This window comes from Lysinibacillus sp. NPDC093216 (assembly GCF_050280325.1).
Taxonomy (GTDB): domain Bacteria; phylum Bacillota; class Bacilli; order Bacillales_A; family Planococcaceae; genus Lysinibacillus.
On sequence record NZ_JBNNVB010000027.1, the window covers coordinates 1 to 18,116 of the forward strand.

The window sequence follows — 18,116 nt, forward strand, 5'->3', positions numbered from 1 at the left end:
GAATGTTTGTGTGGTAACTACATTCTACACGAGGTCGTTATGGGCTTCCTTTATATTGACTTCTAGGTGTTGCACTTAATATTACAATCCGTCATTTATAAAAAAGCAATGTCCTCCAAATGCATTCAAGGACATTGCCAAAATCGATCGTACAACCGATAAATTATTTATTGAAGCGTACAAGGCGCTCAATTGGAAGACGTGAAGAACCATAAGCTGGTCCAGCTGCCTCGCCAATCGCTAGTAATAAAATAGGTACTTCGTTCGGTGGTAACTCCATGTATTCAGCAAATTTTGATTTGTCGAAGCCTCCCATTGCGACTGTATCATAGCCCATTTCCTTCGCTAATAGCATAATTTGCATTGAAATTAAGCCTGCGTCAAAGTGAACAATATTTAGAAGCGCTTCTTTTGGAATCGCACCATACATTGCTAGGGAATCCTGGGCAAGCTTACTTGCAATTTCTTCAGGCATATAGCCTAGCTCAACATTTTTTGCATAAATTTCCTCTGCATTTAGATACATTTCTGTATCTCCAATGACAGCGATAATGGCAGATGCTGTTTCGATTTGTTCTTGATTAAATGAAAAAATATTAATGTTCTTTTGGATTTCTTTATCATCGATGACGATAAAGCGCCATGGCTGCATATTGCTTGAAGATGGGGATGAAGTTGCATCTTCTAACAGTTGCATAATCGTTTCACGAGAAATCGTTGTGTTAGCATTGTATTTACGAACTGATTTACGCTCGTGCATAATTTGTTTTACTGGTTTAGTTGTTGTCATTTTATTTCCCTCTTTTACTAAATATAAATTAAACCGCTTTAATTGTTACATTGATATTGCCCATTGTCGCTTTTGAATATGGACAAACGGTATGTGTAATTTCTAATAATTGCTGTGCCTCTTCAATCGATAAGCCTTCAATATGTCCTTCAATGTCAACAGCAAGCACGTAGTCAAATGCAGCTTGCTCCATTAGTTTAACCGTTGCTTTAATTGTTGATGCCCCTTGAATTTTCTTTTGACGTTTAATTAAATCTAACGCGCTATTAAAGCAAGCGCTATAACCTGCTGCAAATAGTTGTTCTGGGTTTGTAACATCCGCTAATTTCGAGCCAGGTGGTGCAATATTTAATGATAACGATTGATCCTCTGCATACGATTTACCATTACGGCCACCGTTATTAATCATTGTTGTTGTATATAATTCTTTCATAAGATTAACCTCCTTTTATGTGGCACAATTAAATTAGATTGTGCACAATTTAATTGTGCGTAATAGATTGTATACAATTTAATTGTGTTTGACAAGTAGAAACTTTATTTTTAATATTAGTATCAAAAGTACTTTAAGAGGGGATTCCCATGCCGAATCATTTAGATAATCAACTATGCTTTCTTTTGTATGCGACTTCAAAGGAAATCATTCGACAATATACGATGTTATTAAAGCCATACGATTTAACTTATACAGGTTATATTGCCATACTAGCGATAGAGGACGATGAGCAAATTACGGTGAAGGAATTGGGGCAACGTTTATTTTTAGACTCTGGTACATTAACACCAGTATTAAAAAAGTTAGAGGTAACAGGCTACGTCCGTCGTGAGCGTTCCAAAGACGACGAGCGACAAATGCAAATCTATTTAACAAAAGCAGGAATTGAAGTACGCCAAAAGCTACCTGAAGTGTCACGTCAAGTAATGAAGCAAACCAACATTTCAGAGCAGCAGTATGTGCAGCTGAAAAACGCCCTTCAAGATATTTTACTAAACGACTTGCCAATCAAAGATGAAAAGCTAGGAAAATAAAATGATTTATGAGTCTCTCCCTGAACTATTGGATCAATCACATAGGATTCAGCCACAAAATGTTAACGCCAGCTATCAAGTTGGCGTTTTTTATTTTATATCCAATCTAGCCCACAAACCCCAAAGACATGGCTATATCCTACAAATTAATATAACTGTTAAAAAGAAATCGAAGCGTTGAAATGGATGAACGTAATGCAGCAGGAAACTATGTCGTGATTGAACATGCTAATAATGAATTTAGTATGGTTGCACATTTTAAAAAGAACGCAATTTTAGTAAAATCAACATCGTAACAGAAGGGCAACTTATTGGGAAATGCGGAAACTCTGGTAATTCATCAGAACCTCATATTCATTTTCAGGTAATGGATTCCCCGGATATTGTATATGGAAAGTCCATTCGTATCCTTTAAAGATGGTAATGAGCCAATACAAGGGGATATAATATCTTAAACATACGAAGCGAAAGCAAAGTGTCAGGTATGGAAGTCTCTCACCTCTATAGGTGAGATGAATGCGGGATTAAGTTACTATTCAATAAGATAGTTCAAAATTTTTGATTTTTATGTATTTGTGCAAGTATTCTATGCAAGAGGTGATAGAATGGAGAAACATAAAAAAATAATAGCTATTTCAGGTAGCATTCGAGAAGGTTCTTCTAATACGAATATATTAAAGGCTTTAGCAGCTTTTATTCCTGAAGGTATTGATTATTCTATTTATAACGGAATAAAAGATCTTCCGCATTTCAACCCAGATATAGATGGAACGGAACCACCAGCTGTTGTAGAGAATTTTAGAAAAACGTTAGCTGAAGCACATGCACTTATAATCTGTACGCCAGAATATGCAAAAAGTGTTCCAGGAGTTTTGAAAAATTCTTTAGAGTGGCTTGTTTCGTCTGCCGAACTTTATAAAAAACCCGTAGCTGTTATAACAGCTTCTCCATCAGTTACTGGAGGAGACAAAGCGCATGAATCTTTACTACTTACTCTAGGCATGATTGATACGATTATTGTTGAAAATGGATCGTTGCTAGTTCCGGCTGTCGGAACTAAATTTAATGATAATGCCACAGTGAAAGACGAGAGCACCAAGCAATCACTTATTGACCTTATCAATAGTTTAGTAAACGAGATTAATAAATAACATAATCAACAAGTGCACGGATGCACTATAAAGCACAATTCTACCTTACGATATGGTGGCGTAGCTCTTCCAAGGTATCTAAAATTAGCTATCGACAATTAAATATTTTACCGCAGTAGAAAGGTCTTACTTCTAGCACAGTAAGGCTTTTTCTTTTGTGGAAAAGAAATTAACACCGAAACAACAAGCGTTTGCTGATTACAACATTGAGTTAGGAAATGCTACTTTAGATAACTGGTTGAAATGGTAATTGGTTAACGAGTTCAAGATCACCCTACAATAGGTGATCTTGAATACTCCGTTTTCAAATTTCGTTACTATTTACCAAATAAAAGGAATTAGTTTTTTAGTTTTCTGTTTATATAATGTAAATTGTTCTCCGTACTTGTTTTGTAAGTAATCATCAGATTTTGGAATATAGCCAAAAATAAATACTAAGAATAAAAATAGAGGGATAAGCAAACTATAAATATTGTTAGAGATTAGCGCTAAGCCTAGTACCCAAAGGCAATCTCCGAGATAATTAATATGAATCGCATATTTAAATAAACCGCCTGTATATAGTTTACCTTTGTTTTCAGGATTGTCTTTAAAAGGTTTTCTAAGTAATTCTGAAACCGTGTTTAACATACTGCCACCTAAAAATAATATCCAGCCTACAATAAGTACTATTAAGTTTGGATCCTGATTACTAGTAATCATTAAAATGGGGAAACCTAAATAATAAATCCCGAAAGCTAGACTATTCATGATGGCTTCTTGCCATGCAATCCCCCTAGGCAACCATATAAACATCATAGCTGTTAATCGTATAGCTGTAATAATTAATGCAATAAAAAGCCCTAGTGAAATGCCTGATTTGTCATATGTAATGAAAAGTAAATAATAGGCAATGATTAAATAGATAATCTCAGCAACTAAAATCAAGAATTTTTCTTTTATCGTTGACTTGTTAATACCATACATTGTGAGACGCTCCTTCATTTATTTTATAGGAAAATATACCTCAATGATATTACTCTCCTCCGGTGTGCTATAGGGGTCCGTTTGATAAATTTCAAACGGAGCACCGTTCAGTTTATAGTTATTTTCAGCAATCCAAACATGCAGCTTTGTATGAATAGAAGGTAATTCATAGTAAGAGCCAATAAGCGTAGCCATTGCGCAAAGACCAGGATTAAATACTTTTGTTTTATTTGTGGGCAATGCAAGAGGAATGGCAATTTCTACATCATAATTTTCAGGTTCATATTCTGAACTATGGAAAATAGCGAGTGGTTTAGCAATAGGTGATAAATTCTCAAACAAAATTTTACTAAACAACTCATTAAAGTGTCTTAGAAAATCAGCGGTATTTATTTGTTTTCGTTGAGATATTATATGATAGGTTAAGTGATCCACAAGTTTAATCTCAATCTGATCTAAATAACCCATGATATTTTCCTCTTCTTCTAATAGCTGAATATCAAGCTTTAATTTTTTTGACAACGAAGAATAAAATGTAATCTGTTGTGTCAGATTTTCCTGCTTGGCTTTCATTTTAGAGTGAAGAAGTTCGGCATCCTCCCAATTAGCTAAAATAACCTTGATTTCTTCTAACGAAAATAAATAGCTTTTTAAGCGTGCAATCAATAAAGCTGTTTCTAATTGAGAAATATTATAATAGCGATAGTTGTTTTTAGCGTCTATGAATGCAGGTTTTAAAAGTCCAATTTCATCATAGTAGCGAAGAGTCTTCAATGTGAGATGTGAGATCTTTGAAAACTCACCGATTGTAAGCATAACAATCACCTCCTGTTTTAAATATAATGCTTCCTGTAAGGGGAGGGTCAATATCAATGTAACTAAATTTTTTTATCGTCATATAAAATATTGGCGGAAGTTGATTGTGAGACTGCATTAGGGTGGGAGTAGTTCAATGAATTTGATTTAAACCTCAAGTTGGTTATACATTCCACAGGTGTTAGTCAAACTGTTGATAAGAAATCTAAGGTGCAGTTTTATATGGGGATATTATTTATTTAGATAAAAGGAAAAAGTTGATCCAGAAAGTCATGTAAAAAAGGACTTCTTGGATCAACTTCAGAGGTTGTGACTATCATTATAAGTACATTTCATCATCGCCACTAATGATCTCTTCTTTTAATTGAGGATGATTTTTAAGAAATTCCATCAAGCGTACTGCTGAACCATTAGGTTGATTTTGACCATTTTCCCAAGATTCCACTGTTCGAACTGATACGCCCATTAAACCAGCAAATAATTTTTGCGTTAATTGTAATTGAGTACGTAATTCTTTAATAGCTTGAGAATTATATTGTGGTAACTCTCTTACAATAATCTCACGGGATCTTGTTCTACCTGGCTTACCCTCTATAAAATCTTGCGCTTGTTGAATACTTTTCATCATGTCATCAAAAAATTGGTTAGTCATAAGTGCTTACCCCCTAAAGAAAATGGATATTGATTAAATTTCCTCTCCACATTTTTTAATACGGGTTCTGCTTCAAAAAATCTGGGCATTAGTGTGGTAGAAATATTTATAAAATTTAATATTTAGAGGTCATGAAAGAATTAATGGGTTTTACTCCTTACGCTTGCTTTTAATCTTTGCACAACTGTTTTTATTGCATTTCTTTCAGCTTTTGTTAGGTTTATTTTTACTTTCTTATCGTAAACTGTCATTAAAAAAATAAAGTGGCTATGATCCATAGGTAAATAATAAACGCGATAAGCGTGACTTTTACTGCGATTTTGACTACTTGGAGAAAAACGGAACTTTTTCACTCCTCCGGTGCCTTCTACGAAATCGTGATATTCACCGTTATTACCGATTTCAAATTCAAGCTCTCTTAATTCTTCATCAGTTAATGAATTTTTTGCCCACTGTGTCAAAAATGTCTCTGTTTGAATAAAAATTTTGGACGTATATGATTTGTTATTCAATTTAGAAAACCATCCTTTTTATTTTTTATGGATAGCCTAAATTGATTATACTACTATTAGATGTGGTTCACTACTATTTAATGTGGGCTATTTAAAAGAAATTTATACTAAAACTTTAGTGAAGGAGCATTTTTGTATATAGGGAGAATGCAAAGAGCCTTATCGATAGCAAGGTGCCAAAAAGAGAATCTAAGTATATTATTTAATTTACAAACAGGAATGTTTTTATAAAAAATTCCAAATCTTTAGTTTATGTTAATGTATTTAGTGAACTATATTTTATGAGGGGGTTTTCAAATGTCTTCTACGACAACTTTAATCGAAGATTTTCAAAGTTTTTTTAATCATTTTCAAAATGTATGGAATGGTTGCAATGCAAAGGAAATGAATGCGTTGATTTCACCGGATATAGTAGTACGGTGGGTTGGACCTGGTACTGATATTTCAGATTGGGGATACGAAGAAACTTGTAACGGTTGGGTAGAGGCATATAAACATTATGAAGGTCATGATCCAAAATGGCACTTTAAAGAATTGCACATTACACCTGCATCTGAAAATGAAGTGATTGCAACGTTTTGGGTAACCTTTGAAATGGATGGGAAATTTATAGATGTAGTGAAATTATTTGTTAAGAGATTTAGGAAAGAACAAAATGATGAATGGAAATTAATAAGGGAATATTGTGAGCACCTAAGTTCGGAATCTTTTATCTCAAACTAATTGAGGAATGCACATCTTTATCAAACTTTAATAAGTTTTATTCAACCACTCGTATTTGAGTGGTTTTTATTATGCTCTATGAAGCGGGGCAGAGTCCATCTTGATTCATTATTTAAAGTTGAGGAGGACATTTAAACGTATGCCCACTTAACCTCCAAGAAAAGCACCCAGTCGTAACAGAAATCAACCTCATAGTATCTTGGATATTTCTCGGCTATCACCTTAACATTGAAACTGTTCGAATATTATGTGGAGTGTATATTCTTGATTATTGATTGCTAAAAAAATATAATTTCTAAATAGAAACTATGTTTGAGGTGAAATAGGTGGAAAATATAAAAAATACTCTAGTTAATTTGCAGTGTGAATTGGTTGCAGAGAGAAATAAAGTGAATTTGCAAGATATAAGTTGGATACAATATGATATTTTGCATCTGTTATCAGAGGAAGAAAGATTATTACCTTCAGAAATAAGTACTATTCTTGGGGTAAGTAGAACGAAATTGTCTAAATCTTTGAGAGACCTAAAACATTTAGGCTATCTGGAGCAAAAACCAAATGTCCAAGATGGAAGAGAGTTATTCACTATGTTGACTGCCGATGGAAAAGCGCTAATAACAAACATAGAAGCTGGTCATGACAAACTTTACGAAATTGCAGGTAGAGTATTTTCAGAGGAAGAGTTGGTGTTGTTTTCGGAGCTATCAATGAAGTTTTCCAAGGCTCTTAAAGATGAAAGGCAGAAGGATCATGAATGAGTTTATTTCAATAAAGGGGGCAAAGACAAACAACCTAAAAAATATTTCTCTTGATATTCCAAAGCATAAAATCACTGTTGTAACTGGTGTATCTGGATCAGGAAAATCGTCTTTGGTTTTCGATACTATAGCTGCTGAATCCCAAAGACTATTAAACGAGACCTATTCTAGTTATATTCAACAATTACTACCGCATTTTGATAAGCCTGTCGTTGATAAGATAGAAAATTTGCCAGTTTCAATAGTCATTGATCAAAAAAAAGTCAGAGGAAATGCTCGCTCGACTGTTGGTACATTCACAGACATCTATACAAGTCTGCGTTTGCTGTTTTCTAGAATGGCTACTCCGTTTATTGGTTATTCAATGGCATATTCGTTCAATAATCCGGATGGGATGTGTCCGGTTTGCAAAGGTATTGGAGAGACGCAACAGATTAACGTTAATAAATTGATTGATTTTGACAAATCACTTAATGAGGGCGCCATTAATTTTCCTACATTTCAGCCTGGCGGTTGGCGGCTAACACGCTATACGGAGACAGGGAATTTTGATAATGATAAAAATATCTCTCAATATACAGAAGAAGAGTTAAATATTCTACTTTACAATGAAGGAAGTGCTCCGAAGAACCCCACTGAGCGTTGGCCAAAGACTTCTACATATGTCGGAGTGCTTCCTAGGATTCAAAAAAGTTTCGTAGAAAAAGAAGATTCCAAATATCAATCTGATTTAGATAGAATCCTTGAAATTCGTACTTGTCCAGATTGCTTGGGTACTAGAGTAAATAAAACAGTACATTCAGCTAAAATAAAAGGTAAATCTATAGCAGATTGTGTGGATATGTCTATTGATGATTTATTGTCATTTGTACAATCTATCGATAATCCAACTGTATCACTTATTATTGAAGATTTAATTGGAAAACTTGAAAGCTTACAGTTAGTAGGGCTAAATTATCTCACCCTTAACCGAAATATAACAACACTTTCGGGCGGAGAGTCTCAAAGAATAAAGATGACGAAGCATTTGACTAGTTCATTATCAGATGTTTTGTACATTTTTGATGAGCCAAGCATTGGACTTCATCCAGAGAATATTGTTGGCATCAATCGAATTTTCTATGGGTTGAAGAAAAAAGGAAACACAGTTGTTTTAGTTGATCATGATCCAGATATCATTAAAACTGCTGATTATATCATCAACATTGGCGAGTATGCGGGGGCAAATGGAGGAAGGATAACGTTTGAAGGAAACTATCCTGATCTCCTAATTTCTGATACTCTCACTGGAAAAGCTTTATCAAAAAAACATACAGTCACCACAGACAAAATTGCTTTTCCATCATTTTATACACTTAATCATGTCAGTCTTTATAATGTTCGGGATGCAACTGTCAAAATACCTAAACAGGCTTTAACTGTTGTGACAGGTGTTGCGGGCTCTGGGAAAAGTACATTGATACGTTATTTATTTACTAAAAAGTATCCTAAAACTAGAGTACTGGATCAAAGCCCTATACATGGGAGCAATCGATCCAATTTGCTAACTTATCTAAATGTATTCGATAAAATAAGAGAGCTGTTTGCTGGTGCATCCCATAAAAGTGCATCTTTATTTAGCTTCAATGGAAAGGGTGCTTGTCCTGTTTGTAAGGGGAAAGGTCATGTAACACTCGACTTGGCCTATATGGGAGACGTTGATCAGGTTTGTGAGAAATGCCATGGGAAAAGATATAACGACGAAGCACTCTCAGTTAAGTGGCAGGGATTGAGTATTCACGATGTACTCCAGTTGACGCCCTTAGAGGCCAAAGAATTTTTTAGTGATCAAGGTATTCAAAGGATTATGTCCAATTTAATTATGGCGAATTTAGGTTATATACACTTGGGTCAAAGTTTAGACACCTTTTCAGGTGGGGAGCTTCAAAGGGTAAAAATTGCAAAAATATTGGGTGATCCAAGTAATGACCTTATTGTGCTGGACGAGCCAAGTACAGGGTTGCACGAAGCTGACATTGATAATTTATTAGTGTTGTTTAAAAAACTTTTAAGTAAAAAGAAAACATTAATTGTATTGGAACATAATTTACCAATTATGAGCCAAGCACAATGGATCGTCGATATGGGGGTAGAGGGTGGAAACTTAGGAGGAAATGTTCTTTTTGAAGGTTATCCTATCGACTTATTGGATATAGAAAACTCATATACAGCAAAACACTTACGGCGTTATGTGAAATAAACTATTCTATGAACTAAAGTAGAGTGGTCTTCTGCAACATAAGAGAAGCTGAATGAGAGAGATCATTCAGCTTTTAATGTTTATTCTCGAATAACTAATAGTACACCGCTAAAGATTAATGCAGTTCCAGCCCAAAAGGATAGGCCGATTTGTTCGCCTAGTAATAGCCATCCTAGGAAGGTGCCGACGATTGGTTGAAAGAAGAAAAATAAACCACCACTTGCGGCGTTCAGCATCTGTAATCCACGATTCCACAGTAAGAAACCACACGCTGTAGAGATAACGCCTAAGTAGAGTAGGCCGCCCCAGATTGATGGTTCTACCATAGCATGGAAGTCTAAATTTTTTAATCGTGGAATGGCTAAAGGTGTTAAAACAATGATAGCGACAAGTGTTCCGTAGCTAGTGACAACGATTTGTGAATACTGCTCCGGTACCCGTTTAATAAGGACGGACATCAGTGACCAGGTTAGGGCAGCGATTAGTAAAGCAACCCCACCTAATTGATGTGAGGAATCGATATGTGCACTTCCTACGATCATATAGACCCCAAATGTCGCTAGAATAATAGAAACAGCTTTTTTTAAAGTGATTTTTTCTTTTAAAATGAATCTCGCAAAAACAACCATAAATGCCGGTGTCGTTGCTGTAATGATGGCGCCCATTTGAGCAGTAGACAGCATAGTACCCATCTCTTGGGCAACGATAGAAATCGTATTTCCAATTAGCCCAATCATAAAGATTAACAGCCAGTCTCGTTTATCAATTCGCCACGATTGTTTTGTAATAATGCCAATGATGATCAAAGAAATTATTGCAATCATATAGCGTAGCCATACTAATTCTAAAGGTGGTACGGTATCGACAACTACCTTTACTACTACATACATGCCGCCCCAAATGCTAGCAGCAAGTGATAAATATAAGGAACCTAATAAGGTATTTTTCATTTTTTCCCCTCCGTTATCTCTAGACAATACCTGTCCTTAACGGAGATATGAAGATTCTCCGTTAAGGGAGAATAACTTCAGGTACATCGTGTTCAAATAATGGTGAAAAGATCATAATATAACCAGCTCCTTTTATAGTATTTCATTTATCATATAACATTTTTTTGAATTTGAGAGAAAAAAATGATCTGAGCCCGGTAAAATGTACCGAATTCAGACCATGTAATAGATTATTGAGCTGTATAGCCGCCATCAACAAGTAGGGTAGTACCATTGACAAAGCTTGCATCATCGCTTGCTAAAAATAGCACGGCTTTTGCTATTTCCTCTGGTTTTCCTAGTCTGCCTTGTGGATGAAGTGAAGCTAAATATTCTTTCTGTTGAGCATCTACTTCAGAGAGTAGGGGAGTTTCGATGTATCCCGGACATACGGCATTAACACGTATGCCTTCTTTTGCATAAGTAGTACATAAGTTTTGTGTTAACAGTTTTACGCCACCTTTTGCAGAGGAGTAGGCTGTTGGAGCTGGTAAGGAAACAAAACTATGAATGGAACCAGCGTTAACGATAACACCGCCTGTACCTTGTTTAAGAAATTGTTCAATTGCATATTTATCAGAAAGAAATACACCCGATAAATTAATATCAATCGTTCTTTTCCATTTTTCGTAGGATAATTCATGTGCTGGAGCATCATCAGCTACGCCAGCGTTTGCATACATAATATTTAGCTTACCGTATTTATTAACCGTTTCATTAATCATGTTTTTGATATCCTCTTCTTTTGTTACGTCTGTTTTGACGAAAAGAGTATCATATCCATTACTATTTAATTCTTCTGAAACGCTTTGTCCACGATCAGAAAAATCTGCAATAACTACTTTTGCTCCTTCTTCAACAAATAGGCGAACAGTCGCTTCGCCAATGCCACTTGCGCCACCTGTTACGATTGCTACTTTATCTTTTAATTTCATTTTTTATCCCGCCTTTTATTTTGCTGTTGGTATATTTACATCATACTCGTTTGATTCTGAAATACTATCCTATAAGATGCTGTATAATATTGAGTTTATATCGTCCATTTATAGGGTAATTAATTGTGAAGGAGCAGGATTTATATGACCCATTCAAATGAAGAAGTTACATTCCAAGAATTCGTCTTGTTTATTAAAATCTATAGCAAACAGCTAGAAGAAAATATAAATATCTATCTTAATCTAGAGCCTTCTATTTCTGAGTCGGAACGAAAAAGGACTACGATGCTGTTGGATTCGTTTATTCTTCTGTTAACTCATATCGATATTGAAGATATAAATGAAGCATATGGTGATTATTTAGATACGTGGCTTCAATCACAATTATCCATTATAGATATGAGAAGCTTTAACCTGTTTCAATTAATTTTTGAGAAGTCCTTGATTACCTTTATGATTCAACAGAAACATAGCCGAATGAACGTAATATTAATGTTTTTACTATCGATGTTTACTTATCTTGTTCAAAGTTATAACAAGTATGAGGAAGAGTATAAGACAAATTCCAAATCACATGAAAGTTTGGAACTGAAAAACCTTCTATTCCTAGATCAATTTAATAAGCTATTAATTCGTTGCTCGGGATATCAAGATTTAGCCTATATATTAAAAAAATGTGAAGAGTATTTTCGATATAAAAGATGCGTCTTTTATGCATATGCCCCATGGTCAAATCAATTCTACGGGGTCATTGGGGCGGAGCTTTCAAAAGTACAGAGCATGAAGGGGCAGCTCACTGCACAACATTTAGTTTTTGGTTCCAAGAAACCTATTTATTTAAGAAACCCTAAAAATTATGTAAAAGAAGCGCATATAAAATTATTTGATTTGTCCTCTGTGATTTTTATACCGATTATTCATGAAGATCAATTGTTTGGGTGGCTGACATTTGATCAGCTAGGTGAAGAATTTGATTGCACTAAAGATGAATTACAGTTACTTGAACAAGTTGGGCAACGCTTAGGGTTATTTTTATCAAGAAAAGGTGAAAAAGCGGAGAAATCCTCAGAGCTTCACTTAACTGAACGGGAAGCAATGATTTTGGGTTTATTAGCAGAAGGGTATGACAATAAAAAAATAGGTAGCTTCCTGTTTTTAAGCGAGCACACAGTAAGAGATTATGTCAGTAGTTTAATGACAAAGCTAAAAGCAAAAAACCGTACTCAAGTTGTCGCTTCTGCTTTTCGAATGGGACTGTTGTATTAAGTGTTTAAAATGTATGAAAAATCCGAATTATTTTGCGTTAAAAAATTTAAGGGAATACTATTGAATATACAATAAAAAAGAAGGAGTAGGGGCGTGTTATAAAGCTTTTCTCCGAATAATAAATATAGTAATAAAACATTATTTACGAATATTACAAGTGAAAGCAATTAAGCTTACACGATTGTAATGTAATTGAAAGCCAATACGATAGAGTGTAATACATTATTTTGCGAGAATGTGTATAGAAGCAAGAACAAGAAGCGGAGGAATACACAATGAATGAAAAATTAGAAGGCGTATATGAAGAATACAATCGTTACATATACCACTTATGTTTAAAACTTACTCGCAATAATGTAGAAGCTGAAGATTTAATGCAAGAAGTATGGGTAAAAGTTGTGCGCTATGAAGATAGCGTTGCCGAGGTGGAGCATATTAAAGCTTGGCTAACAACAATTACAATGAATACATTTAGAGATCGCTATCGTAAAAAGACACGACGTAGTAAATACATGATGAACCAACCTGAAACATTAGACGTACCGATATTAGATTTGGTTCCCAACAATGACATTTCAACAGAAGAAAAAATTGAAAAAGATATTGTTACTAAATTAGTACAGGATAAAATGGGTCAATTAGATACAATCTATCGTAAAACATTATGGTATTTCTACATAGACCAATTTTCACTTGCAGAAATCTCATCAATTATGAAAGTTTCAATTGGTACTGTGAAATCGCGCTTATTCCGAGCAAAAGCTCGTTTAAAAGAAATGCTAATGGCCGATGCATCCATAGTAGAGTCTGTGCTGCCAGCATAATTAAATGCATTGGTCGCACTAGCATAATTACTTAGTCGGAAGTATTCGCTCGGCCAATCCAAGAAAAGATGCATCGCAAAATTATTTTGCGATGCATCTTTTTTGTGTGGATTTTTATAGCAAGGGAGGATGAGGATGAACATTGCTGATAAAAGGGGTGGAATTGCTGATAAAACCCCGAACATCGCTGGTAGAAGAGTAAGAATCGCTGATAAATCTCGAACATCGCTGGTAGAAGAGCAAGAAACGCTGATAAAACCCCGAACATCGCTGGTAAAAAAGCTAGAATCGCTGATAAAACCCCGAACATCGCTGGTAAAAAAGCAAGAATCGCTGATAAAACTTCGAACATCGCTGATAGAAGAGTAAGAATCGCTGATAAAACCCCGAACATCGCTGATAAAAAAGCTAGGATCGCTGATAAAGCATCGAACATCGTTGGTAAAAGGGCAGAAACGCTGATAAAACCCGAACATCGCTGATAGAAGAGCAAGAATCGCCGGTAAACCGAGTCAAACCCTTAATATTGTGTAAAATTCTATACAAAGTTTTTCAACCCTGACTTTAGTTTTGCTAAATTTCCCAGCTTATACTGGGATTCGCCGCTAAAACTGTGAATTGCGCCGCTAACCAAAGGAGGAGCGCCGCTAAAGCAAAGAGTTGCGCCGCAAACCAAGCAAAGAACGCCGCTAAAGCAAAGAGTTGCGCCGCTAACAAGCAAGGAACTCTGCTAAACCTCGAAATCCCACCGCTAGACAAAGTGACTTTAGTCAAGTCACTTTGCCTGTTCTATCCATCACTCTGCAGTTATTTCCGTCAACACCGGTGAACATCGCTGATAAAAGAGCAAGAATCGCTGATAAAACCCCAAACATCGCTGATAAAAGGTTCAGAATCGCTGATAAAGCATCGGAAATCGCTGATAGAAGCGATTGGGGTGGGGAAGTTACCGTAAACTCGCCCAAAAAGAAAAACACCGCAAAAAGTTAGATTCATATCTAACTTTTTACGGTGTGAAAATGAAGCGTTTACTCATGTCGATTAGGTTCAACGTTGAGTAATTTTGCAAAAATATCTCGTAATGTTTGTACCTCATCAGCTGACAGCATACCAAACATATTTTGTATAATTGCGCTAACTTGCTGACGGGAATCTTCTAAAATATTTTCGCCATCAACTGTAATTTTCAATTGGGATGCTCGGCGATCTGTTGCATGCTGTGTTTTTTCAATAAAGCCAGCATTAATGAGCTTACTTGTTAAAACAGTGACACCACCTGTCGTCACTTTTAACCGATCAGCAATGGCAGAAGGGCGCTTTGGTCCCTCCTGCGATAAGTAGTCTAAAATTAAAATATGGGATTTTGAAAAGCCGAGTACATTATGATTATTCCACTCGTTTGCCCACTTACGCTCAATGGAAGATACTACTTCAAACAACGAGGTAATGGCTCTTTCTTTTTCTTGATCCATATAAGGTCAACTCCAAAACTGTTTTAACTTTCTTGTGCCAATCTTGTCATCGCGTTTAACTCATAAGCACGTACTCTGCGTGGAATAAAACGGCGAATGTCCATCTCATTGTACCCAACTTGAATACGTTTTTCATCAATTAAGATTGGGCTTCGTAACATTCTTGGGTGAGCTTGGATGATGGCAAACAACTCTTGAATAGAGAGCTGATCAATATCAACATTTAAATTTTTAAAATCATTTGAGTTAGTTGCAATGATTTCGTCTGTTCCATCTTCTGTCATGCTTAAAATTTCTTTAAATTCAGCAAGTGTTAGTGGATGTGAAGTAATACGTTTTTCTTTATATTCGATTTTGTGATCTTTTAACCATTTTAATGCTTTTCTGGATGAAGAACAGCTCGCTTGTGAATAAATTGTAACTGTCATTCTTCATTCCCCGCTTTCTTTTTTAGGATTATATTTAATATATATCTTATTAGTAAGTTAATTAGGTTATACATATATCTTACTAGTAAGCTATATATAAATCAATAGTTATTTGAAAAATTTTAAACAGAAATGAATTTTTTCTACTACACTAAAATATACGCGTAAAAGAGCGAAAAGTTTCGCAAATTCAGCTTACAATGATGTAAGTTTACTCAATATTAATAATAGAAGTTCATAGTATAAAGAGAGCTGTTCTAATATAGAGAGAAATAGTCTGATTTAAAGGAGATAGATATATTGTTAATCCACTGATTATTAATATGATTTTATGCTGGCTTTTATGCATAGATAAATAAATTTTTTATTTTGGGGCCGGGAAGAGGGCTGTTTTCAATAGCTTGGATAGTAGGGGAACTGCTCAGGTAGGCCAAAAAACTGATCGGGTAGACGAAGAAACTGATCGGGTCGGCCAAGAAACTGCTCAGGTAGACCAAGGAACTGCTCAGGTAGACCAAAAAACCACTCATGTAGCTCAAAGCCACCGTCAAATTGATACTACCCACAATCGAGGCACAAAACAAAAAAGAGGGCAGTCCCGAGTGATCCATGAATCACGCCGGTAACTGCCCATATTGATAATATTTCTAGTTTTGTTGTCCTGAAGTAAACCAGTCTTGGACATCCCAAACCTTTGTCGCTAAACCTTCATAGAAATCAGGTTCATGGCTTACTAGTACGATTGTGCCTTTAAATTCTTTCATGGCACGCTTTAGCTCATCTTTTGCATCGACATCCAAGTGGTTTGTCGGTTCGTCAAATAGAAGCCAGTTTGCTTCATCCATCATGAGCTTACATAAACGTACCTTTGCTTGCTCACCACCAGATAAAGAATTAAGTGGGCGAGTAATATGATCCGTTTTTAGTCCTGCGCGTGCTAATGCTGCACGTACTTGTGCTTGCTCCATAGAAGGGAAGGCATTCCACACATCATCAATAGGTGTAATTTTTTCAGCTTTTACTTCTTGTTCGAAGTAAGATGGGTAAAGATAGTCACCACGAATCACTTTTCCATCTAGCGGATTTATTTTGCCTAACATCGTTTTTAATAATGTTGATTTACCGACACCATTCATACCGACTAGAGCAATTTTTTCTCCACGTTCAATAGCGAATGTAAGTGGAAGAAGTAATGGCTTTTCCTTGTCGTATCCAATGACTAAGTTTTCAGCCTCTACTACATAACGACCAGAAGAACGTGCCTCTTTAAAGCCGAATTCAGGCTTTACAGCTGTTTCAGGACGGTCGATACGCTCTAAGCGGTCAAGCTGCTTGGAGCGAGATTTTGCACGACCAGTAGTTGAGTAGCGAGCTTTATTTTTCGCAATAAAATCTTCTTGTTTTTTAATGAATTCCTGTTGTTTTTCATAAGCATCGATGTGCTGGCGTTTATTGATTTCAGCAAGCTCTAAAAACTTTTCATATGTCGCAGTATAGCGAGTCAATTTTGAAAACTCTAGTTGGAAGATAACATCCACCGTTTCATTCATAAACTCTGTATCATGCGAAATTAGTAAGAAAGCGTGTGGATAGTTCTTTAAATAGTTTTTCAACCATGTAATATGCTCTTCATCAAGATAGTTTGTCGGCTCATCTAGTAATAATACTTTTGGTTTTTCAAGTAATAGCTTAGCTAGTAAAACCTTTGTACGTTGACCACCGGAAAGAGCAGCGACATCACGGTCTAAGCCGATTGCATCAAGACCAAGACCTCGTGCAACCTCATCAATTTTCATATCAAGCGAATAGAAATCACCTGCATCCAGAGCATCTTGCGCCTCAGCCATTTGCTCTAGTAAAACTTCTAATTCTTCAGGTGTTGCTTCAGCCATTTTTCCTGTAATTTCATTAAGCTCTTCTTCTTTCTTATATAAAGGGAGAAAGGCGTCACGTAATGCATCACGCATAGTTCGACCAGCTGTCAATACAGTGTGCTGATCTAAATAGCCATAATGCGTTCCTGGAAGCCATTCAACTTTACCAGTATCGTGGATTGCTTGGCCCGTAATGATGCCCATTAATGTTGACTTACCAACACCGTTTGCACCTACAAGACCAATATGATCACCTTCAACTAGACGAAAAGAGACATCTTTAAAAAGCGTGCGGTCACCGAATGAATGACCTAAATTTTCAACTGTTAATATTGCCATATATGTTCCTCCGAGATAGCGGCTAAGCTTTTTTTATAACCGCTAATATCATTTTTATAGTTCTGCTAATTGTTTATTTAATTCCGCTAGCGTTGCTTCCATATTTGCAAGGCGTTGCTCTGCTTTTGCTACTTGATCATTATGACCTGTAGATTCAAGCTTTTCGATGTCGCCTTGTAAATTCATATAATCCATTTTAAGTTCTTTAATTTGATATTCAATATCACTTTTTGATGGCATGATGATTGCTCCTTTATGTGTTTATTTGTATAACGAAAGCGTGTAAAAGCGATGGAGGTTTTTATATCCCCCACCGCTTATTAGTTACTATCAATCGGGTACTTATGTTGCTT

General features: G+C 35.7%; 21 protein-coding genes. 9 read left to right on the top strand and 12 right to left on the bottom strand.

Going from position 1 to position 18,116, the window contains the following annotated elements; all coding sequences use genetic code 11:
* Window positions 1–163: 163 nt before the first annotated feature.
* Entirely contained in the window at window positions 164–790 is a 627-nt protein-coding gene (locus tag ACQKOG_RS21890) for a nitroreductase family protein (protein ID WP_370082528.1), read from the bottom strand.
* Window positions 791–818: 28 nt separating this feature from the next.
* Complete coding sequence (locus tag ACQKOG_RS21895) at window positions 819–1,223, bottom strand: Ohr family peroxiredoxin (RefSeq protein ID WP_049667871.1); 405 nt, start codon at window positions 1,221–1,223, stop codon at window positions 819–821.
* A gap of 149 nt (window positions 1,224–1,372) precedes the next feature.
* Between ACQKOG_RS21895 and ACQKOG_RS21900 the strand changes: the two genes are divergently transcribed.
* The 3 genes from ACQKOG_RS21900 to ACQKOG_RS21910 all read left to right on the top strand — a co-directional run bounded on the left by ACQKOG_RS21900 (window position 1,373) and on the right by ACQKOG_RS21910 (window position 2,970).
* Complete coding sequence (locus tag ACQKOG_RS21900) at window positions 1,373–1,819, top strand: MarR family winged helix-turn-helix transcriptional regulator (protein WP_370082526.1); 447 nt, start codon at window positions 1,373–1,375, stop codon at window positions 1,817–1,819.
* A gap of 310 nt (window positions 1,820–2,129) precedes the next feature.
* Window positions 2,130–2,234 (top strand): hypothetical protein, encoded by a 105-nt coding sequence (locus ACQKOG_RS21905; protein ID WP_427448280.1) that lies wholly within the window; start codon window positions 2,130–2,132, stop codon window positions 2,232–2,234.
* Window positions 2,235–2,424: 190 nt separating this feature from the next.
* Window positions 2,425–2,970, top strand: coding sequence for an NADPH-dependent FMN reductase (locus tag ACQKOG_RS21910; protein ID WP_427448256.1), 546 nt, complete (start codon window positions 2,425–2,427; stop codon window positions 2,968–2,970).
* Between the two features lie 321 nt (window positions 2,971–3,291).
* Here the strand turns inward: ACQKOG_RS21910 and ACQKOG_RS21915 are convergent, their stop codons facing one another.
* The 4 genes from ACQKOG_RS21915 to ACQKOG_RS21930 all read right to left on the bottom strand — a co-directional run bounded on the left by ACQKOG_RS21915 (window position 3,292) and on the right by ACQKOG_RS21930 (window position 5,916).
* Window positions 3,292–3,936: a methyltransferase family protein gene (locus tag ACQKOG_RS21915; protein WP_402870844.1), complete on the bottom strand. Its 645-nt coding sequence runs from the start codon at window positions 3,934–3,936 to the stop codon at window positions 3,292–3,294.
* A gap of 18 nt (window positions 3,937–3,954) precedes the next feature.
* Entirely contained in the window at window positions 3,955–4,752 is a 798-nt protein-coding gene (locus ACQKOG_RS21920) for a MerR family transcriptional regulator (protein ID WP_370082520.1), read from the bottom strand.
* A 319-nt stretch (window positions 4,753–5,071) separates the two neighbouring features.
* Complete coding sequence (locus ACQKOG_RS21925; RefSeq protein ID WP_370082519.1) at window positions 5,072–5,404, bottom strand: helix-turn-helix domain-containing protein; 333 nt, start codon at window positions 5,402–5,404, stop codon at window positions 5,072–5,074.
* 140 nt (window positions 5,405–5,544) lie between these two features.
* Window positions 5,545–5,916, bottom strand: a complete 372-nt coding sequence (locus tag ACQKOG_RS21930; RefSeq protein WP_370082518.1) for a hypothetical protein — start codon at window positions 5,914–5,916, stop codon at window positions 5,545–5,547.
* Window positions 5,917–6,213: 297 nt separating this feature from the next.
* On the opposite strand from ACQKOG_RS21930, the gene ACQKOG_RS21935 reads away from it, so the two are divergent.
* The 3 genes from ACQKOG_RS21935 to ACQKOG_RS21945 all read left to right on the top strand — a co-directional run bounded on the left by ACQKOG_RS21935 (window position 6,214) and on the right by ACQKOG_RS21945 (window position 9,636).
* The gene (locus tag ACQKOG_RS21935; protein WP_370082517.1) at window positions 6,214–6,639 is read left to right on the top strand and encodes a hypothetical protein; all 426 of its coding nucleotides are present in this window, start codon (window positions 6,214–6,216) and stop codon (window positions 6,637–6,639) included.
* Window positions 6,640–6,965: 326 nt separating this feature from the next.
* The gene (locus ACQKOG_RS21940; RefSeq protein WP_370082516.1) at window positions 6,966–7,397 is read left to right on the top strand and encodes a MarR family winged helix-turn-helix transcriptional regulator; all 432 of its coding nucleotides are present in this window, start codon (window positions 6,966–6,968) and stop codon (window positions 7,395–7,397) included.
* Window positions 7,390–9,636: an ATP-binding cassette domain-containing protein gene (locus ACQKOG_RS21945; RefSeq protein WP_427448258.1), complete on the top strand. Its 2,247-nt coding sequence runs from the start codon at window positions 7,390–7,392 to the stop codon at window positions 9,634–9,636. Before ACQKOG_RS21940 ends, ACQKOG_RS21945 begins: the two co-directional genes overlap by 8 nt.
* Window positions 9,637–9,716: 80 nt before the next feature.
* Here ACQKOG_RS21945 and ACQKOG_RS21950 read toward each other — a convergent pair whose 3' ends face one another.
* Together ACQKOG_RS21950 and ACQKOG_RS21955 are read right to left on the bottom strand one after the other, a co-directional pair.
* The gene (locus tag ACQKOG_RS21950) at window positions 9,717–10,586 is read right to left on the bottom strand and encodes a DMT family transporter (protein WP_427448259.1); all 870 of its coding nucleotides are present in this window, start codon (window positions 10,584–10,586) and stop codon (window positions 9,717–9,719) included.
* Window positions 10,587–10,816: 230 nt separating this feature from the next.
* On the bottom strand, window positions 10,817–11,560 hold the full coding sequence (locus tag ACQKOG_RS21955; RefSeq protein WP_370082511.1) for an SDR family NAD(P)-dependent oxidoreductase: 744 nt from the start codon (window positions 11,558–11,560) through the stop codon (window positions 10,817–10,819).
* A 144-nt stretch (window positions 11,561–11,704) separates the two neighbouring features.
* Here ACQKOG_RS21955 and ACQKOG_RS21960 point away from each other — a divergent pair, with 144 nt between their 5' ends.
* The 3 genes from ACQKOG_RS21960 (at window position 11,705) to ACQKOG_RS21970 (ending at window position 14,019) form a co-directional block, all read left to right on the top strand.
* The gene (locus ACQKOG_RS21960) at window positions 11,705–12,826 is read left to right on the top strand and encodes a LuxR C-terminal-related transcriptional regulator (RefSeq protein WP_402870839.1); all 1,122 of its coding nucleotides are present in this window, start codon (window positions 11,705–11,707) and stop codon (window positions 12,824–12,826) included.
* A 275-nt stretch (window positions 12,827–13,101) separates the two neighbouring features.
* Window positions 13,102–13,650: an RNA polymerase sigma factor gene (locus ACQKOG_RS21965; RefSeq protein ID WP_132360114.1), complete on the top strand. Its 549-nt coding sequence runs from the start codon at window positions 13,102–13,104 to the stop codon at window positions 13,648–13,650.
* Window positions 13,651–13,785: 135 nt separating this feature from the next.
* On the top strand, window positions 13,786–14,019 hold the full coding sequence (locus tag ACQKOG_RS21970) for a hypothetical protein (RefSeq protein ID WP_427448260.1): 234 nt from the start codon (window positions 13,786–13,788) through the stop codon (window positions 14,017–14,019).
* 659 nt (window positions 14,020–14,678) lie between these two features.
* Here ACQKOG_RS21970 and ACQKOG_RS21975 read toward each other — a convergent pair.
* The 4 genes from ACQKOG_RS21975 to ACQKOG_RS21990 form a co-directional block, all read right to left on the bottom strand.
* Window positions 14,679–15,122 carry a MarR family winged helix-turn-helix transcriptional regulator gene (locus ACQKOG_RS21975; protein WP_402870830.1) on the bottom strand — a complete coding sequence of 148 codons (444 nt, stop codon included), beginning with the start codon at window positions 15,120–15,122 and terminating at the stop codon, window positions 14,679–14,681.
* A gap of 23 nt (window positions 15,123–15,145) precedes the next feature.
* Window positions 15,146–15,550, bottom strand: coding sequence for a transcriptional regulator Spx (gene spx / locus ACQKOG_RS21980; RefSeq protein WP_053484570.1), 405 nt, complete (start codon window positions 15,548–15,550; stop codon window positions 15,146–15,148).
* A 647-nt stretch (window positions 15,551–16,197) separates the two neighbouring features.
* Window positions 16,198–17,763, bottom strand: coding sequence for an ABC-F family ATP-binding cassette domain-containing protein (locus ACQKOG_RS21985; RefSeq protein ID WP_427448261.1), 1,566 nt, complete (start codon window positions 17,761–17,763; stop codon window positions 16,198–16,200).
* Between the two features lie 54 nt (window positions 17,764–17,817).
* Window positions 17,818–18,003, bottom strand: coding sequence for an SE1832 family protein (locus ACQKOG_RS21990; protein WP_285397488.1), 186 nt, complete (start codon window positions 18,001–18,003; stop codon window positions 17,818–17,820).
* Between the last annotated feature and the right edge of the window lie 113 nt (window positions 18,004–18,116).